General features: G+C 68.5%; 17 protein-coding genes and 1 pseudogene. 6 read left to right on the top strand and 12 right to left on the bottom strand.

Annotated elements, in window-relative coordinates:
* Window positions 1-80: 80 nt before the first annotated feature.
* The 5 genes from trxB to murJ form a co-directional block, all read right to left on the bottom strand.
* A complete protein-coding gene (gene trxB / locus ACFQGD_RS00925) occupies window positions 81-1,082 on the bottom strand; it encodes a thioredoxin-disulfide reductase (protein ID WP_345392274.1) in 1,002 nt (333 codons plus the stop codon).
* A 124-nt stretch (window positions 1,083-1,206) separates the two neighbouring features.
* Window positions 1,207-2,028, bottom strand: coding sequence for a hypothetical protein (locus ACFQGD_RS00930; protein ID WP_345392277.1), 822 nt, complete (start codon window positions 2,026-2,028; stop codon window positions 1,207-1,209).
* Window positions 2,025-2,690, bottom strand: coding sequence for an RNA polymerase sigma factor SigM (sigM, locus tag ACFQGD_RS00935; RefSeq protein WP_345392280.1), 666 nt, complete (start codon window positions 2,688-2,690; stop codon window positions 2,025-2,027). Before sigM ends, ACFQGD_RS00930 begins: the two co-directional genes overlap by 4 nt.
* A 57-nt stretch (window positions 2,691-2,747) precedes the next feature.
* Window positions 2,748-4,331 carry a protein kinase family protein gene (locus ACFQGD_RS00940; RefSeq protein ID WP_345392283.1) on the bottom strand — a complete coding sequence of 528 codons (1,584 nt, stop codon included), beginning with the start codon at window positions 4,329-4,331 and terminating at the stop codon, window positions 2,748-2,750.
* 176 nt (window positions 4,332-4,507) lie between these two features.
* Window positions 4,508-6,196: a murein biosynthesis integral membrane protein MurJ gene (murJ, locus tag ACFQGD_RS00945; RefSeq protein WP_345392286.1), complete on the bottom strand. Its 1,689-nt coding sequence runs from the start codon at window positions 6,194-6,196 to the stop codon at window positions 4,508-4,510.
* Window positions 6,197-6,277: 81 nt separating this feature from the next.
* On the opposite strand from murJ, the gene ACFQGD_RS00950 reads away from it, so the two are divergent.
* The gene (locus ACFQGD_RS00950) at window positions 6,278-6,817 is read left to right on the top strand and encodes a hypothetical protein (RefSeq protein WP_345392289.1); all 540 of its coding nucleotides are present in this window, start codon (window positions 6,278-6,280) and stop codon (window positions 6,815-6,817) included.
* On the opposite strand, the gene ACFQGD_RS00955 is transcribed toward ACFQGD_RS00950, so the two are convergent.
* Together ACFQGD_RS00955 and ACFQGD_RS00960 are read right to left on the bottom strand one after the other, a co-directional pair.
* Window positions 6,814-8,988, bottom strand: coding sequence for a DUF6049 family protein (locus ACFQGD_RS00955; RefSeq protein ID WP_345392292.1), 2,175 nt, complete (start codon window positions 8,986-8,988; stop codon window positions 6,814-6,816). The two genes, ACFQGD_RS00950 and ACFQGD_RS00955, sit on opposite strands and share 4 nt — an antisense overlap.
* Window positions 8,985-9,545 carry an NUDIX hydrolase gene (locus ACFQGD_RS00960; RefSeq protein ID WP_345392295.1) on the bottom strand — a complete coding sequence of 187 codons (561 nt, stop codon included), beginning with the start codon at window positions 9,543-9,545 and terminating at the stop codon, window positions 8,985-8,987. The genes ACFQGD_RS00955 and ACFQGD_RS00960 overlap by 4 nt, the downstream gene beginning before the upstream one ends.
* A 78-nt stretch (window positions 9,546-9,623) precedes the next feature.
* Between ACFQGD_RS00960 and ACFQGD_RS00965 the strand changes: the two genes are divergently transcribed.
* Window positions 9,624-11,105, top strand: a complete 1,482-nt coding sequence (locus tag ACFQGD_RS00965; RefSeq protein WP_345392298.1) for a CCA tRNA nucleotidyltransferase — start codon at window positions 9,624-9,626, stop codon at window positions 11,103-11,105.
* Here the strand turns inward: ACFQGD_RS00965 and ACFQGD_RS00970 are convergent, their stop codons facing one another.
* Complete coding sequence (locus ACFQGD_RS00970) at window positions 11,106-13,022, bottom strand: TNT domain-containing protein (RefSeq protein ID WP_345392301.1); 1,917 nt, start codon at window positions 13,020-13,022, stop codon at window positions 11,106-11,108. It abuts the gene before it with no gap.
* Window positions 13,023-13,194: 172 nt separating this feature from the next.
* Here ACFQGD_RS00970 and ACFQGD_RS00975 point away from each other — a divergent pair, with 172 nt between their 5' ends.
* Entirely contained in the window at window positions 13,195-13,764 is a 570-nt protein-coding gene (locus tag ACFQGD_RS00975) for a YqgE/AlgH family protein (protein WP_345392304.1), read from the top strand.
* On the opposite strand, the gene ACFQGD_RS00980 is transcribed toward ACFQGD_RS00975, so the two are convergent.
* Window positions 13,761-14,156: an SdpI family protein gene (locus ACFQGD_RS00980; protein ID WP_345392307.1), complete on the bottom strand. Its 396-nt coding sequence runs from the start codon at window positions 14,154-14,156 to the stop codon at window positions 13,761-13,763. The genes ACFQGD_RS00975 and ACFQGD_RS00980 overlap by 4 nt on opposite strands.
* A gap of 279 nt (window positions 14,157-14,435) precedes the next feature.
* Here ACFQGD_RS00980 and leuS point away from each other — a divergent pair, with 279 nt between their 5' ends.
* The gene (leuS, locus tag ACFQGD_RS00985; RefSeq protein ID WP_345392310.1) at window positions 14,436-17,300 is read left to right on the top strand and encodes a leucine--tRNA ligase; all 2,865 of its coding nucleotides are present in this window, start codon (window positions 14,436-14,438) and stop codon (window positions 17,298-17,300) included.
* Window positions 17,301-17,304: 4 nt separating this feature from the next.
* Here leuS and ACFQGD_RS00990 read toward each other — a convergent pair whose 3' ends face one another.
* On the bottom strand, window positions 17,305-18,033 hold the full coding sequence (locus ACFQGD_RS00990; RefSeq protein ID WP_345392313.1) for a TetR/AcrR family transcriptional regulator: 729 nt from the start codon (window positions 18,031-18,033) through the stop codon (window positions 17,305-17,307).
* Between the two features lie 401 nt (window positions 18,034-18,434).
* On the opposite strand from ACFQGD_RS00990, the gene ACFQGD_RS00995 reads away from it, so the two are divergent.
* Window positions 18,435-19,316 (top strand): ribokinase, encoded by an 882-nt coding sequence (locus ACFQGD_RS00995; protein WP_345392316.1) that lies wholly within the window; start codon window positions 18,435-18,437, stop codon window positions 19,314-19,316.
* Window positions 19,317-19,354: 38 nt separating this feature from the next.
* Here the strand turns inward: ACFQGD_RS00995 and ACFQGD_RS01000 are convergent.
* Window positions 19,355-19,585: pseudogene (locus ACFQGD_RS01000) on the bottom strand (DUF1707 SHOCT-like domain-containing protein); the annotation flags it as partial.
* 91 nt (window positions 19,586-19,676) lie between these two features.
* Window positions 19,677-20,822, bottom strand: a complete 1,146-nt coding sequence (locus tag ACFQGD_RS01005) for an AI-2E family transporter (protein WP_345392475.1) — start codon at window positions 20,820-20,822, stop codon at window positions 19,677-19,679.
* A 395-nt stretch (window positions 20,823-21,217) separates the two neighbouring features.
* Here ACFQGD_RS01005 and ACFQGD_RS01010 point away from each other — a divergent pair, with 395 nt between their 5' ends.
* Window positions 21,218-22,258, top strand: a complete 1,041-nt coding sequence (locus ACFQGD_RS01010; RefSeq protein WP_345392319.1) for a hypothetical protein — start codon at window positions 21,218-21,220, stop codon at window positions 22,256-22,258.
* Window positions 22,259-22,297 lie beyond the last annotated feature (39 nt).

The following is a 22,297-nucleotide window of genomic DNA, read 5'->3' on the forward strand; positions in this document are numbered from 1 at the left end:
TGTGGTTGTCCTGTGTTATCTCGGTGGGTTCCGCTCGACCGGATCGCTTACCGGTCGTCGTATCGGCCGCTACCGGCCGCTCAATTGGCCGCGGGTGCGGTGGCCGCGTAGCCGCCGCCAACCATCTCCGCCGCCTCGTGCGCGATCGACTCACCATGCTCGGCGAGCCAGCGCTCCGCGTCGATCGCGGCCGAGCAGCCGGTGCCCGCCGCCGTGACCGCCTGCCGGTAGGTGTTGTCGACCAGGTCGCCACAGGCGAACACGCCGTCAACGTTGGTGTAGGTGCTCCGACCTTGGGTACGGACGTACCCCTCGTCGTCGGTGTCGACCTGCCCGCGAATGAGTTCGCTGCGCGGGTCGTGGCCGATGGCGACGAAGAACCCGGTCACGTCCAGCGAGGACTCCTCCCCGGTCGCGGTGTCCTTGAGCCGCAATCCCTTCACCGTGCCATCGCCGACGACCTCGGTGACCTGCGAGTTCGTCCGCCACTTGATCTTCTCGTTCGCGCGGGCGCGCTCCAGCATGATCTTGGAGGCGCGGAACTCGTCACGCCGGTGGATGATTGTGACACTGCGGGCGAACTTGGTCAGGAACGTGGCCTCCTCCATCGCGGAGTCGCCTCCGCCGACAACGGCGATGTCGTGGTCGCGGAAGAAGAAGCCGTCACAGGTCGCGCACGACGACACGCCCCGGCCGAGTAGCTCCTGCTCACCGGGCACGTACAGGTACCTCGGCTCGGCACCCATCGCGAGGATGACGGTACGCGCCGCGTAGCGCTGGCCGTTGACAGTGACGTACTTGACCGGCCCGTTCAGCTCGAGCCGCTCGACGTCTTCCGCGCGCAGCTCAGCTCCGAACCGCTCGGCCTGGGCGCGCATCTCGTCCATCAGCTCGGGACCCTGGATGCCGTCTCGGAAGCCGGGGTAGTTCTCGACTTCCGTCGTGGTCATCAGGGCGCCACCGAACTGAGAGCCCTCGAACACCAGCGGTTCGAGCTGGGCGCGGCCCGCGTAGACCGCGGCCGTGTAGCCCGCGGGCCCGGAACCCACGATGATCACGTTTCGTATGTCTTCGGCTGCCACCAGGGACCTCCGCTCGTGCCCCGTGCCGGGGTCTGGTCGTCTTGCTGTAGGCGTCAACACGATCGTATGCGCCGTTGTTCCCTAGTGGAGCCCGCAGGGTCGGTGGCACGGGACACGCGCCGCGCTACTCGCCGACGACCTCGTCGTAGATGATCCCCGGCGTGTCCTTGTCGCAGCTGGCTGGGAACGCGAGCAGTCGATACTTCGCCAGCTCACCGCTGGTGAAGACCACGATCACGGCGTCTTGCCCATCTACCGTGGCAGGCCGGACACCGAGCAGGTCGTTGTCGATCGTGAGCCCGTTGGCTTCGAGGCACGCGTCCAAGCCAGCTCGATCACCGAATGGCCCGAAGTTCTCGACACCGATCGTCTGGTTCGCGCCAGGCGCCATGTCGGTCCCGCGTAGCGAGAGCGGTTGGTCCGCCGGCGGGGTGGACCCGCTCACCGAGTCACCGGCGAGCGGGGTGCCCTGCGTGCTCTGCGTCGGCAGGGAGAGGGCGACGGCGGCGACGACGGCCGCTGCCGCCGTCAACACGCCTGCGCCCCACCCGAGTTGCTTGGCCCGCTTGCGCCGCGCCTGGGCCAGATCGACGACCTGTCCGTGCCCTGGCTGCTGTGCCTGCCCTCGCTGTGGCGCGGGGGCGACCGGCTGTGGCCGCTGGGCCGTTTCGGGAAACGCCCGCTCCCGCTCACCGGCGAGCGCGGCTTCGATGCGTGCGGCGACATCATCCGGCATCGGCGTGACCGGGGAATCCCGCAGCCCCGCCAGCTCGGCCTTGGTCCTGTCGAGGGCGTCAAGCACGGCCAGCGCCTCGGTGTCGTTCCGTACGTGGGACCAGAGCTCGGCCGCCTCGGCGTCGTCGAGTGCGCCAGCCCGCATCTCGGCGAGCTCATCGACCGTCCATGACCTGGAGTCGCCGCCGGCAGGCAGGTCCGAATCAGTCATTGTCCCTCCCTCTGCCGTGGTGACCCTGGCTGGTGACCACGTGCGGGGCCCTGCGCGGTGGCAGTGCTTCCTCGTTTGCTTTCGTGAGGTGGGACGTTCGCATTCGCATCGGGGTTCCGCAGATGATGGAGAACCTTGGCCAGTTTCGCTCGACCACGGGCGCACCGGCTCTTCACCGTGCCTTCCGCGACGCCGAGGAGCGACGCCGTCTCCGCGACCGAGTACCCCTCGACGTCGACAAGCACGATGGGTACCCGCTGTTCGTCGGGCAGTTCGGCGAGAGCGTCGGAGATCAGCATGCGGGTTTCGCGCTGCGCCATCGAGTCTCCCGGCGAGGCAGGCTCTCGATACTCGTCGGTGTCCGGTAACGGCACCGTCGGTTTGGCCTGGCGTTTTCTGATCCTGTCCAAACACGCGTTGACGACGATCCGGTGCAGCCAGGTGCTGACCGCCGATTCCGCGCGGAACTTACCCGCCGCCCGGAACGCCGAGATAAACGCCTCTTGCAGCGCGTCCGCGGCTTCCTCGTGATCGCGCAGGGTACGGAGGGCTACCGCCCACATCTTGTCCTTATGCCGCCGGACGATCTCGCTGAACGCGGTGGGATCGCCAGCGGCGTGGGCGGCGATGAGATCGGCGTCCGTGGGAGCAGCTGCGGTCACTCGGGTGATCTTAGTAGGGTCGGACCGGCCTTCGCGTGCGCCCGCGATCACCGCGCGTCACGAAGGGCGCTGGTAGAACTCGAGGTCACCGATGCTGGACTGGAACTGACCAGGCTGGCCGCCGAGCCTGGTGACCCAGACGATGACATGCGATGTCGGCCGGGCATTGTCCACGTCGATTTGTGTCGGTCCCTGCTCCAGGTCGATCGGGCCAGCGACGAGCCTGGTGTTGTCAAGGAAAGGGTTGCCAATCTCGGCGGTCCTGATCTCGAGCCGAGTGCCCGGTGTGCCGTTGACGACAAGCACCCTCGACAGGTCGATGGGCTGGTCGAAGCTGGCGACGAGACCGACACCGGTTTTGAGCGCGGGCAGCTGTTGCTTGTACTGGTCGGTCTGCCATGGCGTCGAGGGATCGCCGTCGATCGAGGCGGACGCGCGCGATGGAAAGTCGCCGGTCCCCTCCGGGTTGTAGACCTGGACCGCCGAGGGGCGCACCGGCTCAGGGGTCGCCGGTGGCGGTGCCTTCGACGTCTGCTGCTTGGTGTTTTGCTCACTTGATTCGGCGACGTTGACGTTGGGACCTGTCGCGTCGTTCTCCGAGAAGAAGCTGATCAGTGAGAGACCGATCCAAGCGAGGATGGCCACCGCCGCGACGACGAGCGCGGTCGCCCACAGCGCGACCTTCTTGCGCTGCGCTGGGTCGCGGACGGGTTTCTTGGTGGTCCAGTACCCGCTGTCCGACTCTTCGTCGCTTTCCTCGGCTCCCGCGCCGGTCGCCGTCGCGGCCTTTCGTTCCTCCTCCGCCGCGACCTGCTGCAATACCCGGAGAAACGCCGCGCTGGTGCGGATGCCGCCCTCTCCGCCGTCCGAGAGGGTGCGCACCGCGAGCGACGACAGCTCGGCGGGCACCGTCGGCTCGAGCGAGCGCGGTGGCACGACTCCGCCGTGCGGCGCGTGCGGGGCCGGTGCGATCGCTGCCGGTCCGCCCCGTAGCGGCCAGCGCGCGGTGAGCAGCAGGTAGAGGACCGCGCCGAGCGCCTTGATGTCATCGCGCAGCGTGGTCTCCGGCAGCGGACCGGGGAACGCCAGCCGCAGTTGCCCGTCAGGTCCCCTGCGGATTCGCTGCGGGTGATCGAGCCCGAGCACCAGGCCGGAGCGGTGCGCCCGCTCGACGGCGTCGACGAGGCTGTCGATCATGCGGCACGCCACGACCGGCGCTACCGGCCCCTCGTCGACGATGTCGATCAGGTCGGTGCCCTTGCTCCACTCGGCGACGACGATGCCCAGCAGCCCCTCACCCGCGGCGATGCCGCTGCCGAGGGTGAGTACGTCAAGCACGCGGGCGACATGCGGGTGACCGAACTGGGAGGTATGCGCGGCGCGTTCTAAGGTGCGGCGGGCCTCGCGGGTGGCATCGAGGTCGGCCTGGTCACCGACGATGAGGGTGAGCGCCACGTCGCGACGGAGCTGGCCGTCGCGTGCCCGCCAAAAGTGCGCGTTCGCCCGCTCGTCAACGCCAAGCTGCGCGAGCAACCGGTAGCGGCCGTCGCCGACGACACCACCGGGCGCGAGTGAACCACCGGTGGCTCTGATGCTGGTTCTCGGCGCGCCGTCTGACTGCTCGTTCCGCCTGGTGTCCACCGACTGCGACAACCTCCGTGTCCGATCTCTACCCGGGCATGAAGAGCCCTGCCGGCGTCTCGTCCTCACTACTGAGAGTACGGCAAGGTCGCGCTTCGCACGCCGTGATCGCGTTGTGACGTCCGACGTCACCCTGTCGGCTGGTCGTACGCCCTACCAGGCATGACGTCCGGCCGTCACGCGCGCCCGAGCAGTCGGGACACGCGATTTGTCAGCGGAGCGAGTTCGTCAACCTTGAGCGCGGCGAGGACACCGAAAGATACCCCGAGGCCGACGATGCTCTGCGCGATCAGCGACACCCATGCGTACAGCGTGCTTGGTAGCGCGTCCGGCACCAGCATTCCAGTGACGACGGCGGCGGCGACGCCGAGCCCGCTGGCGAACACGGTGAACAGAATCACCCCAAGCACCCTGCGGCTGCGCAGGTTACCAAGCCGCACCCAGAGCCAGACCTGGCCGAGCACCGCGCCGACGACGAAGGTCATCGAGTTGACCATCATCGCACCGAGCACGATCTGCTTCGGGTCGAGCAGTGCGGCTGACAGGTAGAGCAGCGGCACTTTGACCGCGGTCATCACCAGCATGATCAACGTCGGGGTGCGGGCGTCCTTGAGCGCGTAGAACACTCGCAGTTGCAGCATGACCAGCGCGTACGGCAGCAGCCCGAACGCGGCGATGGCCAGCGCCTTGCCCAGCCGTTCCGCTGACGCGACGTCGCTCTCGCCAAATGAGAACAGCGCGATACCGACCGACGACCCGACCACGGTCATGATCGCGGCGATCGGCAACAGCGTCACCGTGGAGATGCGGGAGGCGTACGACAGGTTGGAGACCAGCTTCGGATGGTCACCGTCGGCGGCCGCCCTGCTCATCCTCGGCATGATCGCGGTGAGCAGCGAGACGCCGATGACGCCGTACGGCAGCTGGAACAGCAGCCAGGCGTTGTAGTACGCCGTCATGCCGCCCTGGTCACCGGCGGTGAGCACCCGAGTTGTGACGATGTAGCCGACCTGGCTGACAGCGACGTAGCCGAGAATCCACGCCGCCAGGCCGCCGAACTCCTTCATCCGCGAGTCGATGCCCCAATTCCACCGGAACCGGAACCCGGTGCGCAGCATCGGCGGGATCAGCATGACCGCCTGCGCCACGATGCCGAGCGAGACGCCGATGCCGAGGGTCAACAGTTTCGGGTCGCCCATCCGCACCGGGTCGACGGAGATCTCCCCCGGCATGAGCGCGAACACGCCGATGGTGACCATCACGACGAGGTTGTTGACCACCGGCGCCCACGCGGGCGGACCGAAGATCTGCTTGGCGTTCAGGATCGCCATGAGCAGCGCGAACACACCGTAGAACAGGATCTGTGGCAACAGGAGGTACGCGAACGCCGTGGTCAGCTCGGGGTTGGCGCGGTCGGTCGACGAGTCGACGTAGAGCGAGGTGAACAGCGGCGCGGCGAGCACCGCGATGACCGTGGCCACTGCCAGCAGGCTCAGCGCGACGGTTAGCAGCCGTTGGGTGTACTCCTGGCCGCCGTCGGGATCGTCCTGCGAGCGCACCAGCAGCGGCACCACGATGCTGGCCAGCACTCCGCCGAGCAGCAGCTCGTAGACGATGTTGGGCAGCGTGTTCGCGACGTTGAACGAGTCGTTGCGCACGCCGATGCTCAATACCCAGACCAGCATCACTTTCCACAGGAAGCCGGTGATGCGGCTGATCAGCGATGCGATCGCGATCTTGCCGGTCGACTTCGCCAGGGACTCCTTCGCCGCTGGCCGTTCGGGCGCCTCGGTTGGCTCGCCTGGTGCCGTAGGCGCGCCGACGGCGGGCAGCACCCGGGTGAGCTCCTGATACGGCTGCAGCACGTCGGGGTCGGCCGTCGGCCAGCGGTGGGACGGCGGCTGGCCGTACGGCGCGCGCGGCGGTCCTTGGCGGCCAGGGCGGCCTTGACGTCTCGGTGGGCCGGGCGGGCGCGGTGGCCGCTGTCTCGGCCCCTGCCCTGGCTGTTGCCCCTGCCCGCGTTGTGGGCGAGGGCCGCCGCCGGGCGGTTGGCCTTGAGCGCCGGGCGGCTGTCCAGGGGGTGCGCCTGGTGGCGGGTGCTGCCGGGGTCGCCGTGGCGGCCGTTGCTGCCCTCCTGGTGGGGTGGTGGACGGCTGTCCCTGGGGTGGTCCGGGTGGTGGCTCGTGCGCTGGCCATTGCGGGCCGCCGGGCCGCTGGCCGCGCCCAGGCGGTGGGGAGACCGGTGTCCGCGCTGGCCGGGTGGGCTGGTCGTGCGGCGGCGGGACCGTGCCGGGCTCGGGCAACTGGCCACCCCGCGGGGGGTGTTCATCCTGATCCGGTGGTCGCGGCTCGTCCCGAGGGGGTGGGCCGTGCTGTGGCGGCTGCTGCGGGCGGCGCGATGGGAAGGGTCGCCGGGGTGGCTCTGTGTTCAACGCGGTCCCATCCTCGCGACGTCGATCCCGGTGTGGCGCGCCGCCGGAGTCTAACCCCGCTCGGCTCCGTTGGAGCGGAGCCTACGGTGGATTCGCCGTCCCGCGAGCAACAGCAACGCGCCGCCTGCTGCTGCGGTCACGATAACCGTGACGACGCCGTACTCGGTCGATGCCAACTGAAATCGGGTCGGACTGCTCAGCGGAGTGCCGCCTGGTGTGCTCAGTGACACGTCGACCGTGAACCGCCCAGCACGCAGCGCTTCGGCGGGTACCCGCAGGTTGACCGCGGATTCCGGTGCGAGCTTCTGGTCGCTGATGTCGTCCGGTCGAAGGCCGCTCGTGCTGGACAGCATCACCCGAACGGTGATCTCGACCGGTAGGTCGTTCCGGATAGACACCGGAATCGGCGACGACCCCGACGCCAGCGAGATGGTGCGGTCGGGCTCGGTGATGCTGACCTCATCGAGCAGATCGTTGAGCTGGTTGTCCGCGTCGGCGACCGCGGCCCGAGCGACCTGTGCCCGGTTGGGCAACGCGTGTGACGTCGCCCGCAACAGCCCCTCTCGCACCGGAAGCAGCAGGTCAGCCGGGTCGACCTGCATGGTTGTCGCTTCGGTCATGGCGGAGGTCACGTCGGCGACGGTCGCGTCGATCGCGGCGATATCGGCGGTGACCTCTCGGGAACCTCTTGGGTCGAGGCTGCCTTGCTGCGCTGGCCGCGTGGTGCCATTGGTGTCGGCGCCGAACATGGCGCTCGGCGCCACAGGAAGCAGCGTGCCGTCGCGTGCGAAGTCGCCGATCCCACGCAGCAGCCAGATCAGCTCGTCGTGCGGCACGCTCCACTCCCATGGTGGGGCGATGAGCAGCGGTGCGCTGTCGCCGTCGCGTGCGCGAAACGCGATCGTGGCGAGACCGTTCTGCGTCGCGATGGTGGGATCGTCCGCCGCGACGGTCGCGTTCGCCGTGGTGTCACCGCGTGCGACGCCTGGTCGTAACGCGAGCGTGACCAGTTCGTTCGCCGGTATGACGGTGTGTTCACTGTCGCCGGTGGTCACCGTCGTCGGCACGGCGGCTCGCTGCCCGTCCATGCCGCCGATGAGTAGGTTCTTTCCCGCCTTGCTCACGGCGTCCAGCGCCTGCTCGCTCAGCTCGCTTTCGATCGCCAACGCGCCGTCCCTTGGTGTGACGCCCAGGACGTCTTTGATCACGCCGTCGCGCGATGCGGCCAGCGTGGCCAGATCGGGCGAGCTGCCCGCTAGCAGTGAGATGTCCGCTCTCGCATAGGGCGTTGGCATAACGCAGGCGTCCGCGACGAGGGTGCGCAAGTCGGCCAGCCACGCTTCGGCGTCGGCGCTGCCGGAGCCTTCCGACAGGCCCGGTCCGGTCCGCACCTGGTAGCCCCGCGTCATCGCGGACGCCGTCGCGACCAGCTCAGGGTCAATCACGAAGCACAGTGACGAGAACAGCCGCTCGTCGTCCCGAACCGACTCCGCCGCGCGGACCAGCGCGTCCAGCCGACCACCTGGCCGCATTTCCTCGGCGAGCGTGTCGTCGGCGAGCACGAGGCCGTCACCGAGCGGGTCGTCGACCACCCTCGGCGTGCTGGCGATCGGCCACAGAATCGAGGTCGCGGGCGCGCTTGTACCGGACGCCACGCCGTTGGTGCCACCCTCACCACCAGGCATCGACAGCACGGGCAGTAGCAGATGAGACGCGGCGAGCCGCGCTTCGAGCCCGTCCTCCGGTTTGCCGTTGACATTGATCAGCAGTGGGTAGATGCCCGTCTCGGGGAACTCCAGACCGGTCCGCGCGTCGCGAAGGCCAACCTTGAGCGTGAACGTGCGTTGCTGCTGTGGCTCCAGGCGCGGTCCGACGTCGATGAACGGCGTGAGTTGGTAGTTCATCGGTGAGCCAGCCGTCAGCGCTTCGGTGAGCGTGTCCCGGTCCGTTTGCTTCGAGCCGAGGTGTAGCCGCGCCCGGAGGCTGTCGATCGGACGATTGGAGATGTTGGTGATCGTGACCGTGATCGTGAGGGTGCGCGCTCGCGCGGTCACGATGCGCGGTGTCATCGACGTCACGTCGAGCCGCAGCATCTCGGTCAGGTCGGCGGGTGGTTGGGCGGTGTCCTGCTGCCGCTCGGGATCGGCTCGCACGGGTGAGCCGGCCATACCGGTGAGGAACAGCAGCAGGACCGTGGCACCGAGTGCGAACGCGATTCGTGTCACTCGGATACCTCATCAGGGCACTGGTCGGCGAGTGATTCGGGGCCGACGTAGCCGTCGGTGGCGAGCAGGGTACGTGCCTTGCCGACGAGCTTGCGTTCGTCGCCGTACGCCAACGTGGTCGCGAGGTCGCCGAGTGGGACCCATGCGACCTCGGCGACCTCGTCGTCCTCGTCGCAAAGCTGACCACCCGTCGCTTCGAGCAGGAAGTGGTGCACGGTTTTGTGCACTCTGCGGCCATCGGCGACGAACCAGTAGTCGATATCGCCGAGCGGTAGCAGCACCCGCGCCGAAATGCCAGTCTCCTCCTTCACCTCACGCACCGCCGTCTGCTGGTGCGTCTCCCCGTCCTCGACATGCCCCTTGGGTAGTGACCACAGCAGTGAACCGCTGCGGTCCAGCCTGCCGATCAGGACAGCATGGCGATGAGCCGGGTCGAGGACGAGGCCACCCGCCGAGGTTTCGTCTACGGTCGTCATGTGCCGAGGGCGGCGACGCCGGGACCGGCGTCGAGGCTTGGCCCGTCGCGGTTCACCGCGCGCGTCACCGGATCCTGGCATACCAGCGATGCTAGCCGGAATGGCGATGCCCCGAGTCCGAACTCGGCCAGTGAGGCGTGGCCGCTAGGCTGAATCGCCGTGCCTGATACGAGTCCCAACCGTCACGCCATACGCAGTGCCAAGCGACATGCCGAGCGGAATGCCATCGCCGAGTTGATGCGCATATCGCCCATCGCCGACGAGCTGACGACCCGGTTCGTCCAAGCTGGTCATCAGCTGTTCCTCGTCGGCGGTAGCGTCCGCGACGCGCTACTCGGCAGGCTGTCCGATGACCTCGATTTCACGACGTCCGCGCGGCCAGCGGAGATACTCAAGCTCGTTCGTGGCTGGGCGGACGCGGTGTGGGAGACCGGTATCGAGTTCGGCACCGTCGGCGTCACCAAGGGCGGCACGCAGCTTGAGATCACCACGTTCCGCACCGATACGTACGACCGTGTCAGCCGCGATCCGGACGTCGTGTTCGGCGAGAGCATCGAAGGCGACCTCAAGCGCCGCGACTTCACCGTGAACGCCATGGCGATCGACTTGTCGGCGAAGCGGTTCGTCGACCCGTACGGCGGCATGGACGCCCTCAGCGACCGGCTGCTTGACACGCCCGCGGCGCCGGAGGAGTCGTTCGCCGACGACCCGCTGCGGATGCTGCGCGCGGCGCGGTTCGTCTCGCAGCTCGAGTTCACGCCGTCTCGTCGCGTCGTGACCGCGATGACCGACATGGCGGGCGAGATCACCCGCATCACGGCCGAGCGGGTACAGGCCGAGCTGAGCAAGCTGATGCTCGGCGCGAAACCCCGGCTCGGTATCGAGCTGATGACCCACACCGGGTTGGCGGAGCACATCATCCCCGAGGTACCGGGCATGCGGCTCGCGATCGATGAGCACCACCAGCACAAGGACGTCTACGAGCATTCGCTCACCGTGCTGGACCAGGCCATCGACCTGGAGACGCGGCACGAACCGACGTCGGGACCGGATCTCGTGCTGCGGCTCGCCGCGTTGCTGCACGACATCGGCAAGCCCGCGACACGGAAGTTCACCGAGGGCGGCGGCGTGACCTTCCACCACCACGAGGTCGTCGGCGCGAAGATGGCCCGCAAGCGGCTGCGGAAACTGCGCTACCCCAAAGACGTCATCAACGACGTCTCACAGCTGGTGTTCCTGCACCTGCGGTTTCACGGCTACGGCAAGGGCGAGTGGACCGACTCCGCGGTGCGGCGCTACGTCACCGACGCCGGTGAGCTGCTGCCGAAGCTGCACAAGCTGGTCCGCGCCGACTGCACCACCCGCAACCGGCGCAAGGCCGCGGCGCTGCAGCGCACCTATGACGACCTCGAGGAGCGAATCCAGCGCATCGCCGAGGAGGAGGACCTGGCGAAGGTCCGGCCCGACCTGGACGGCAACGAGATCATGCGGCTGCTCAACCTGCCACCGGGACCGATGGTCGGCAAGGCGTGGCAGTACTTGAAGGACCTGCGGCTGGACAAGGGGCCACTCGAGCACGAAGAGGCCGTCGCCGCGCTGCGGGAGTGGGCCAAGGAGCAGGGGCTCGACGTCCCGGAGTGATTAGGCCACCGGCTCGAGCGCGCCGGTCGACACGTGCTGGCCGACGGGCCGGGGCAGCAGGTACGCCAGCGCGCCACCTGGCATCCCGCCCCACGGCAGCGTGACGCCGGTCAGCACCCGCAGCGGACGTCGTAGCCGGTACTCGGTGCGGTGGGTCTCGCGGTCCGGCAGCAACGACGTCTCCTGGAATGTCGCGGATGCCTCGTGCGTCAAGTTGCCCGCGTCGTCGCCGAAGCGCACCAGCCGCGTCCCGGCAGGCAGCGTGACCATGCGCTTGCCGCGCAGCAGCGTTAGCGGCGGCTCGCCTCGCATCGGCACGATCGGCCAGTCGGTCGGGTGCTCCTCCTCATGCGGTTTGGCCAGCGCCCGCGTCGGATGAAACGCCAGGACGCCGAGAAGGTGCGCGGCCGCTGCTTTGATCTTCGCGAACTCCTGGACATCGCGCTGCTCGCCGTCCGTGCACCAGGCGACCCGCCAGCCCCCGCTGGTCCGGACAAGGCACCACGCGTCGTTCGCCTGCTCCCCGAACCGATACGACTCCCTGGCGACGCCCAACTCGTCAAGCCGCTTACGCAGCAGCGACAACACCTCGGACGCCCGCAGCGGCGGGAGCACGCTGTCGTCGCGCTCCACCTCGGTGACGGCGTCCTGCTCATCGAGGTCGGCTGGGGACTGCGGCGGATACGGCTCGCCGAGCACTTCGGCGCGTGCGGTCTCCCGCAGGCGCCGGCTGACGAACGGCGGCCGGTAGGAGTTCGCCCTGATGTGGTCGAGCAGCTCGGCTTCCGGTGCGACGCCGTGCATCCGCAGGTAGTGCGGCACCGCGGCGGGCCAGATCCAGGTGCCGTCGGTGTGGAAGGCGTTCGGCACGCTCGGAGCGGTCTGCGGCGCGAACAGATCCGGGGTTGGTCCGTCGCCCACGTGCACGACGGGCGAGCGATACAGGTACGTCATCACGCCGCGTAGCTCCCCGCCGGGCACCGGCGCGCGGTTCACCATCGGTCGCTTGCCGGGATGGTGCATGTCGACGACCTTCGCGTGCCGGAACGTTACGTCGAGCGGCAGCCCAGCGCGAGCGCCAAGCCATGGCGGCACGTGCTTGGCGTCGCGGGGGAAGCGCCGCAGCTCGAGCTCGAACGCCCGCGCCGCGTCCCTGCCGTCCTCGTCCGGCGCACGCCGCCAGCGCGGTTGCGATGAGGCGTCGTAGTCGAAGGTGAAGTTGTCATCCGGGGTGACGGTCATGGTGCCCTGGAACCACGTGCCGAGGTCCTGCTGGTACATCAGCGTCCGCAGCTCGCCGAAGAGGTGGCCGAGCAGCGGTGGCGCGCTCAGTGAGTACGCGACGTCGCCTACAACGCACCGGACTTCCAGCTCGGCGTACCCGCCAACCTGCCGGAACCGAGCGGCCGTCGTGCCGCCGCCATCGGGACGCAGGTCACGCAAGATGCGTCCGATCCGGCGCAGCAATCGGCGCTGATCAGCGTCGCCGGGCTCCGCTGGCGCACTCAGGCCGTGGTACTCCTGCCACAGGGACTCGATCTCGTCGGGCTTGGCGAGCGCCCCGAAGCGGCCGTCCTCGCCAACCGGCGTCAGGACGAGCTCCGCGGCCGTTGTCGCGTCGGAACCGATCCAGTGCAGCTCGAGGACGCCGTCCGAGTGCTGGTCCGCGAGCTCGAACGTCTCCTCCGCGAATCGGCAGTGGGTGCGGATGGTGAACGTGGCTGGCAGGTCGTCGTCGGCGACGAGTTTGGCCGCCGCGCCGTCGTGCGTGGTGTCGAAACCATCCGGCCGCTGGCCCTCCGGCGCGATGAGCAGCACTTTTCCCGCCGACGACGAGGGGGTGACACGAAACGGAGCACCGTTCCACAAGGCGTACTGGGCGTCCGGGTGGACAGCGGGCAGAGCCTGATGACGCACGGGAATCCCTCCAGGTGTTCCGGCTTAACCTATCGGTTCGGCGGGCTCGGGCGCGCATGACCCGGTGTGTGCGCGAGCGGCCGCGCTCGCGTGCCACCGGCGCCGTTCCAGCCGAGGAATGGCCCCCGAAACCCCGCCGCATCGGCCTGAGGTGGAGTGGGATTATGGACCCGTGCGCGCGGATGCCATTGCGCAGGGTTGCCTGCTTGTCGCTGATCCCACCATGTCCGACCCGAACTTTCGCCGAACGGTGGTTTTCGTCCTGCACCACGGCGATGAGGGCACGCTCGGTGTCGTGCTGAATCGGCCGAGCGAGGTTCCGGTAGACGAGGTGGCGCCAGACTGGGCCGCGTTCGTCAGCGATACCGGCGAGGCGTTCATCGGCGGACCGGTCGAGCAGGACACGCCCCTGTGCCTCGCGGCGCTCCGCAACGGCGAGACGTCCTCGTCCGTGCCGGGCACGATCGCCGTGAGCGGCCCGGTCGCGCTGGTCGTGCTGGATTCCGACCCGGACGAGCTGGTGTCCAAAGTGCGCGGGATGCGAGTGTTCCTCGGCTACGCGGGCTGGGACGCCGGGCAGTTAGAGGGTGAGCTGGAGCGCGAGGACTGGATCGTCGTCCCAGCGCTGCCCAGCGACGTCTTCGCCGAGCCAGGCACGGATCTGTGGGCGCGGGTGCTGCGCCGTCAAGGCGTCCCGACGGCGCTGCTCGCAACGCATCCAGGGGACCTGCAGCTGAACTAACCGCAGCCGCCAGCGCCGCACGCGCAGCCCCCGCAGCCGCCTTCCGGCGCGGCGGGTTCGGGTACGGCGGCAGCGGCACGGTTGCCCAGCACGCCACCGGCCGCGAGCAGTCCGAGTAGTCCGACGACCCCGAACACCGCGGCCAGCGTCGTCCCGAGCGCGCTGGGCATGGCAAGCGCGGCGAGCCCACCGGCGACACCGACGACGCCCGCCGCCATGGTCGGGATGCCCGCCACCTTGTTGCCAACAGCGAAGGCTTCGTCGCTGCGCAGCGTCGCCTCGGTGCGGACACCGGTGCCCCGATCCCTGCTGAGCTTGCCCTGCCAGCCGAGGAAACCGCCGACACCGACGAGCAGCCCGCCGATCAGGGGAATGAGCGCGACAACGACCATCCTTCGAGGATAAGCCGCACCCATGCGCGTCGACGCCGTGGCCTGCCCGGGTGTGGCCCGCGCCGCTGCCTGGCGGGCAGTCGCCGGGTCCGGGCGACGCTGTCAGGGCTTGCGGCTACCATGGAGCGCATGAGCACGGCACGCCTGCTCCTTCTTAGTAGGCCGCGCTGACCACCCTGGTCACGCGCGGCGACCCCTCATGCCCTCCACGGCTGGGGGGTTCCGCTGTTTATGGGGTTAATGGGCAGGAGACCGGCACCGATAGGGAAGGGCTAGTCGATGAGTGAGGCATCCGGCGCGCCAGCGCACCGGTACACCGCGGCGGTCGCGGGGGAGATCGAGCGGCGCTGGCAGGACTACTGGGAGAAGAACGGCACGTTCCACGCGCCTAACCCAGTGGGCGACCTCGCTCCAGAGGACGGCAAGCCCACCGGCGACAAGGTGTTCGTGCAGGACATGTTTCCGTACCCGTCGGGCGCGGGGCTGCATGTCGGCCACCCCCTCGGCTACATCGGCACCGACACCTTCGCGCGGTTCAACCGAATGCTGGGTCGCAACGTGCTGCACACTCTTGGTTTCGACGCGTTTGGTCTGCCAGCTGAGCAGTACGCGGTGCAGACCGGCACCCACCCCAGGGTGACCACCGAGGCCAACATCGCGAACATGAAGCGGCAGCTGCGTGCCCTTGGCCTTGGCCACGACGAGCGGCGTTCATTCGCGACGACGGACCCGGAGTACTACCGCTGGACGCAGTGGATCTTCCTCCAGATCTACAACTCGTACTACGACGCCGAGCAGGGCAAGGCCCGCCCGATCGCGGAGCTTGCGGCGGAGTTCGCCGACGGCACGCGGCAGGCGCCGGACGGCACGCCGTGGTCCGAACTGACCCGCGCCGAGCAGGCCGAGATCCTGGACACCTACCGGTTGGCCTACGTCACCGAGTCGCCGGTGAACTGGTGCCCCGGCCTGGGAACGGTGCTCTCGAACGAGGAGGTCACCGCGGAGGGCCGCAGCGAGCGGGGCAACTTTCCCGTCTTCCGCCGCAACCTCAAGCAGTGGATGATGCGCATCACCGCCTACGCCGATCGCCTTGTCGACGACCTGGACCGGCTGGACTGGCCGGAGAAGGTCAAGGCGATGCAGCGCAACTGGATCGGGCGCTCGCACGGTGCCGAGGTCCATTTCCCGGTCGACGAGGGCAAGGACACGATCGAGGTCTTCACCACCCGGCCGGACACGTTGTTCGGTGTGACCTACATGGTGCTGGCCCCGGAGCATCCGCTGGTGGACTCGCTGACGACCGAGCAGTGGCCTTCCGACGTGGACTCCCGCTGGACCGGTGGCGCGAGCACGCCCACCGAGGCGATCGCAGCGTACCGGCGGCAGGCGTCGATGAAGTCGGAGCTTGATCGGCAGGAGAACCGCGACAAGACCGGCGTGTTCACCGGGGCATACGCGGTCAACCCTGTCAATGGCGCGCGCATCCCGATCTTCGTCGCCGATTACGTGCTGATGGGTTACGGCACCGGCGCGATCATGGCTGTTCCCGGCCAGGACCAGCGTGACTGGGACTTCGCGGAGCAGTATGGGCTGCCGATCGTCCGCACCGTCCAGCCGGATGAGGGCTTCGATGGTCAGGCCTACACCGGCGATGGCCCCGCGATCAACTCCGCCAACGACAGCGGGCTGTCGCTGAACGGCCTCGGGGTCGACGAGGCGAAGAAGACCACGATCGCCTGGCTGGAGGAGCACGGCCACGGCAAGGGCACGGTGCAGTACAAGCTGCGGGACTGGCTGTTCTCGCGGCAGCGGTACTGGGGCGAGCCGTTCCCGATCGTCTACGACGTCGAGGGCATCGCGCACGCGCTGCCGGAGGACATGCTGCCGGTCGAGCTGCCCGACGTCGATGAGTACGCGCCGACCACCTACGACCCGGAGGACGCCGAGACCAAGCCGTCGCCGCCGCTGGAGAAGGCGACCGACTGGGTCGAGGTGGAGCTGGACCTTGGCGACGGCCCCCGGCCATATCGCCGCGAGGTCAACACCATGCCGAACTGGGCAGGGTCCTGCTGGTACCAGCTGCGCTACGTCGACCCGACCAACGACGAGGCGATGTGCGACCCGGAGAACGAGCGGTACTGGATGGGGCCGCGACCGGACAAGCACGGCGCGGACGACCCTGGCGGTATCGACCTCTACGTCGGCGGCGTCGAGCACGCCGTACTGCACCTGCTGTACGCGCGGTTCTGGCACAAAGTGCTCTACGACCTGGGCCACGTCTCGTCCGAGGAGCCCTACCGGAAGCTGTTCAACCAGGGCTACATCCAGGCCTTCGCCTACACCGACTCGCGCGGCGTCTACGTGCCCGCAGAGGAGGTCACCGAGGAGAACGGGAAGTACTTCTACGGTGGCGAGGAGGTCAGCCAGGAATACGGCAAGATGGGCAAGAGCCTCAAGAACGTCGTTACGCCGGACGAGATGTTCGACCAGTTCGGCGCGGACACGTTCCGGTTCTACGAGATGTCCATGGGGCCGTTCGACGATTCGCGGCCGTGGGCGACGAAGGATGTCGTCGGCGCGCAGCGATTCCTGCAACGGCTGTGGCGACTGGTCATCAACGAAGACACTGGCGAGCTGCGGGTGTCGGAGTCGGACACTGCCGAGCCGACCGAGGACGACCTCCGTGCGCTGCACAAGGCGATCGCCGGGGTGCGCGCCGACTACACCGACCTGCGGTTCAACACGGCTGGCGCGAAGCTGATCGAGCTGAACAACTACCTCACCAAGACGTACGGTTCGGCGGAGGCCACACCGCGCGGGCTGATCGAGCCCCTCGTGCTGATGCTGGCGCCGCTGTGCCCGCACATCGCGGAGGAGCTGTGGCAGCGGCTCGGCCACGAGACGTCGCTGACCCACGGGCCGTTCCCCGAGGTGGACGAGCGCTACCTGATCGAGGACACCGTCGAGTACCCGATCCAGGTGAACGGCAAAGTGCGGTCGCGGATCACGGTGCCAGCCGACGCCGACGACGACGCGGTGCGGGCCGCCGCGCTTGGCGAGGAGAAGATCGCCGCGTTGCTGGACGGCGGTGAGCCGCGCAAGGTCATCGTCGTGCCAGGTCGCCTGGTGAACGTGGTGGTCTAGGGTTTCAGAGCGCGCCGAGGCCGAGTTCGCGAGCGAGCTCGGCCAGCATCGCGTCGAACAGCACGTCGGGCTGGGAAACCGTCATCGGGAAGTTGCCGAACACTTCAAGCGTGACGTGCCCATAGATGCGGATCCAGTACTGCACCATCAGGAACGCCACTTCCAGCGGTAGCCGGTGCGGGTCGAAGCGCACCCCTTGCCGTGCGAGGGTGTCGAGCACCGTCTGCCGGAACGCCGCGACGTCGTTGCGGAGTGCGGCCGGCACCAAGTCGTCCGGTAGACCGGCGAGTTCGTGGCTGACGAGCACCCTGGCCATGCTGGTGATGAACACCCTGCCGAACGGCTCGTTCGCGCCGGTCAACGGCGCCGATGCCGGTTCGGTGGATACGGAGGCGAACACCAAGGTGAACTCGTGCGGGTGGGCGAGTGCCCACCGGCGGAAGCCCCGGCAAACAGCGAAGAACTGCCCGATCCCGTCGTCGGGAAGCCGCGCGACGTCTTCGGAGAGTTCCTCGGCGAGTTCCACGCTGATCTCGCCGCGTAGCTGTTCCAGCAGTTGCGAGTGGGAGCGGTAGTAGCGATAGAGGGCGGGCGCTGTCAAGCCGAGCTTGCGGGCGATGGCGCGGAGCGTCACCCCTTCGACACCGTGCTCGACAAGCAGACCGCGGGCGGCTCGCTTGATCTGCGAGCTAGTGTCCAAGACTTGCCGGTCCGAGCGGCTGGCCTCGCTCATACTCCGACGATACTGCGGGTCATGGCGTTAGCGCAGTGCCTCGATCGAGGCGCCCTAGTACGAGCCGGGGTGCGGTCCCGAGATCGAGGCGCCACCGGCGCCGATCGCTCGGGGGGCTACGCGACCGACGCCGGCGACTCGATCCCGCCACCGACAGCGGTGGCTGGACTGGTTGCTAGCCGTGAGGCTCGTGGGTATTACCCGTTGAGGTTAGCCCACGAACGGGTGACTCAATGCAACCTCCGTCATGATGCCGTGCATTCTGACATTTCGCAGCTCGGGGTTCAGATCCGGCGCCCAGAACCGCCGGGTTTGGCCGATTCGTTATGCCTCGTAACACTGCGTAAGTGGGTGACAACGGAACCGAACCGGGTGAACCAGCACTATGACAGTCTGGGGTCGTGTCGGAACGAAGTCTTGACCTGGTTGTCGTCGGATCGGCCAACGTGGACCGGGTGGTGCGGGTCGAGCGTCATCCCGCGCCCGGTGAGACGGTCCTCGGCGGCGACACCGCGCTGTTTCCCGGTGGTAAGGGCGCCAACGCGGCGGTGGCGGCCGCGCGGCAAGGGGCGCGGACCGGCTTCGTCGGTGCGGTCGGTGATGACGACGCGGGGGCGTTGTTGCTCGCCTCGCTGGCGGATGCGGGCGTGGACACCAGCACCGTCCGCCGCGTCGATGGCCCGAGCGGTGCCGCCCACATCACCGTGAGTCCGGACGGCGAGAACGCCATCGTGGTCTCCCCCGGAGCGAACGCGCGTGTGGGCGTCGCGGACGTCCGCGACGCGTCGCATGTCATCGGTGCGGCGAGCGTGTTGTTCGCGGTGCTCGAAGTGCCGCTGGAAACTGTGCGCTACGCGGTGGCGCACGCTTCCGCGCGAGGTGTGCGCGTCGTCCTCAACGCTTCCCCTGTGGCAGCGCTAGCAGCCGAAACCCTGGCAGTCCTTGACCCGCTTATCGTCAACAAGCACGAGGCGGCCGCCTTGCTAGGTCGCACGGGCAGCGGCGAGGAACTGGCGGCGGGACTGCGTGCTCGCGGGCCCCGCTCGGTCGTGGTGACGCTCGGCGGGTCAGGCGTTGTCCTCGCCGACGCCGATGCCGTCGTCGGCGTGCCAACGCCCGAACTCGGTGACGGCCGCGTCGTTGACACCACGGGGGCCGGTGACGCCTTCGCGGGTGCGTTAGGGGGCAAGCTCGCCACGGGTGCGTCCCTTGTCGACGCTACGCGGCACGCGGTGATGTACGCGGCGGAATCGGTGACACGGCACGGTGCGCGGGGCGGCTGACGGTGCGGTGCCGGTGCGGTGGTTGCTCAACGGCGTGGCGCGTCGACGTGCACGAGACCAGGCAGGTCCGCGAGCACGATGTTGAGCTGTCCGCGCGTCATCGCGTTGTAGGCGATGTCGGTGCGTTCGGTGAACTCGTCAAGGTCGATCAGGCCGCGACCGATGGCTCGCTGTAGCAGGCTGACCACGTGTTCCCGCTCCGCGTCGGAGACGCGGAGGTCGCGCGGGTTGACCGTGGCGTGCCCGGTCCCGTTCGCGGCATCAGTCATGACATCGATGCTAGCCACGCGACTCGCCATGCGGATCGGGGAAAAACCCTGAACCGGGACGTCGCGTCCCGCGCTCGCGCCGCCGTGTTCGTCATTCCGCCTCCCGGGTGGTCTCACGCGAGCCGTCCTCGGACGGCTCCGCCACGACGTCGGGGGCGGAGCCACCGCGCGCCAGCACCGGCACCTCATCGGCGGTTTGCGCCTCGTCGTTGTCGATCAACGACTTCGCACCAGCGTTGAGTACCGCGACCAGCGGTACGGACACCAGCGCGCCGGTGATGCCCGCGATGACTAGACCGGCCGTGATCGCCAGGATCACCGCGAGCGGGTGGATCTTCACCGCCCTGCCGAGCAGCAGCGGTTGCAGCACGTGGCTCTCCAGTTGCATGACCGCGATGACGACGGCGAGCGCGATCAGTGCCTTGATCCACCCCACGGTCACCAGCGCGACGAGCACCGCGATCGCGCCGGTGACGACGGCGCCGATGATCGGGATGAACGCGCCGAGGAACACCAGCGTCGCCAGCGGCACCACGAGCGGCACCCCAAGAATCCACAGCCCGATGCCGATCCCGACCGCGTCGACGACGGCGACGATCGCGGTGGCACGCACGTAGCTGACCAGTGACGCGAACCCGCGCCTGCCCGCGATGTCCGCCTGCCGTCGCGCGTTGCCCGGCACCGCCTTGACCAGGAATGACCAGATGTCATTCCCGTGCAGCAGGAAGAAGATGAGGATGAACAGCGTGAGCAAGAAGCCGGTGAGGAATTCGCCAACCGCGCCCGCGGTGGTGAGCGCGCTGGTCGTGATGGTGCCCTGGTTCCGCTCCACATACGAGACGATCTGGTCGATCAGGTCGTTGATATCGGCGCTCTCCAAGCCGAGCGGCCCTTCGGTGAGCCACCGCCCCACCTGATCGAAGCTGCGGCTGAGCTGTTCCCGCAGCGCTGGCAGGCCGTCGGTGAACTGGACGACCACGAACGTGACCAGCCCGGTGAGTATCGCGAGGCCGCCAACGATGGTCGCGGAGACGGCGAGCCCCCTGGGGAAGCGGGCTTTGCGGATGAGCAGGTCGACGACGGGCGCCATCAGCGCGGCGAGGAGTAACGCGACCGCGAGCGTTGTCGTCACCAGCGCGAGTTCGCCGACCAGCCAGATGATGACGCCGAGCGCCGCGGCCACGACGAGTAGCCGCCAGGCGAACGCGGCGCTGAGCCGGAGGCCGACCGGAACCATGCTGGTCACGTCGGTGGTGGGCGTCGGACTGGCGGGGGGCGGAGCTTGATCGGTGCGCTGCGCACTCTTCTCGGACACGGCGCAACGGTAGCGGGCCGCGTGTCGCGTCGGCATGAGGATTGACGGAAGAGTTGACTTACTGGCTGGTAACCATAGGTCGTCAGCCGTGATCACAAGCTGTTACCCGCGACCGCACAGAGTGTTTGTCACACGATGGGGGGCACTGCTCGTGTCGAGCGTGCGAAACCCGTCGGCTGTTTGCCAGTCTCGACGTCACGCACCACGTGTGGTGCTGACCCGAATACGAAGTGCTACTCCCCGATCGCAGCGAGAAAACGAGCTGCGGTGGAGCACGTCCCCAGCCGTCTAGGTAGTTGAAGGAACCGGTGAACTCGGTGGCATCAGTGAAGCAGGAGCGCGCGAGCCGCGTCCGGCGCTGGTGCCTGCGCACGCTCACCGTGGTCGGTGGCTCCATCGCCGCCAGTGTCGCGGTATGGGCCATGACGACGGCGGCCGCGAGCGCGGACAACGACTCGGACGGCGACTCCTGGCTCGGCGGTTCCAAGCTGGTCGAGGTCAGCGACGTCGTAGCGGGCGGAGAACAGGCCGTGCGCGATGGCGTGCACCGCGTCGACGACGGTGTCGACCGCGTGCGGGACGCGCTGCGCACGAACAACGAGCCTGGCCCCGCCGAGGACGGCGACGGGAAAGGCGAGCCCGGTCGCGAGGACATCGACAACGAGGACAAGGACGGCGCGGGTGACACCGCTGGCACGTCCAACACCGCCTCGGTCGACCACGTCGCGAACTCGCTCGGCCTGAACGATCACATGCACGCGACCGCCGACGGCATCGCGGAGATGCTCAACGGTCTGTTCGCACTCGATTACCAACAGCCTGGTCGCGGCGACCTTGGCCTCGATGGTGCGCTGGACGACGCCACGCACCTCGACGACTTGCGCGAGAAGCTCACCGGCTGGTTCCGCCCGGCAGCCGACGAGGTGCTGCCCGGTCTCCCTGGCGGCATCGCCGACGGCGCCGCCCCGTTACCGATGCCCGCGCCGAGCGTTCCCGCTGGTGTTGGTGGCTCGGTGTCCGACAACCCCTTCCTCGCTGACTCCGCCACCGCGCAGGCCGCCCCGATTCTGGCGGCAGCTGGCGGCAGCGCCGACCGCGACGCCGATGTCGTCGCGGCATCCGATGTCACAGACTCCCCGAGCGACGGCAGCCCGCTGCGGCTGCCGGCAGGTGCCCCTGCTGCGCCGTCCGCGCCCGCCAATGGTGGTGCCACCGGCGGGCACGCGGACGGTTCGCCGTTCGCCGTCACCTCCGGCTCGGGTCTCGCCTTGACCGCCCTGTCGGCGGCCAAGGCCCTTACCGGCGCGGCTGTCGCGCCGGTCGAGCCGGGCCGCCAGCCCGGCGTCACTCCTGACTGAGGTCATTCCCTAGGGCAACGCGCGTTTCGACAGCGCCTG

Origin of the sequence: Haloechinothrix salitolerans (assembly GCF_042662605.1) — a bacterium.
In the GTDB taxonomy this organism is placed as follows: domain Bacteria; phylum Actinomycetota; class Actinomycetes; order Mycobacteriales; family Pseudonocardiaceae; genus Haloechinothrix_A; species Haloechinothrix_A salitolerans.

Coding starts and splice junctions, on each gene's coding strand:
- ACFQGD_RS01005 (WP_345392475.1), bottom strand. CDS start 20,822: ATGGTTCCGGTCGGCCTCCGGCTCAGCGCCGCGTTCGCCTGGCGGCTA.
- leuS (WP_345392310.1), top strand. CDS start 14,436: ATGAGTGAGGCATCCGGCGCGCCAGCGCACCGGTACACCGCGGCGGTC.
- ACFQGD_RS00960 (WP_345392295.1), bottom strand. CDS start 9,545: ATGCCAGGATCCGGTGACGCGCGCGGTGAACCGCGACGGGCCAAGCCT.
- ACFQGD_RS00980 (WP_345392307.1), bottom strand. CDS start 14,156: ATGGTCGTTGTCGCGCTCATTCCCCTGATCGGCGGGCTGCTCGTCGGT.
- ACFQGD_RS00930 (WP_345392277.1), bottom strand. CDS start 2,028: ATGACTGATTCGGACCTGCCTGCCGGCGGCGACTCCAGGTCATGGACG.
- ACFQGD_RS00990 (WP_345392313.1), bottom strand. CDS start 18,033: ATGAGCGAGGCCAGCCGCTCGGACCGGCAAGTCTTGGACACTAGCTCG.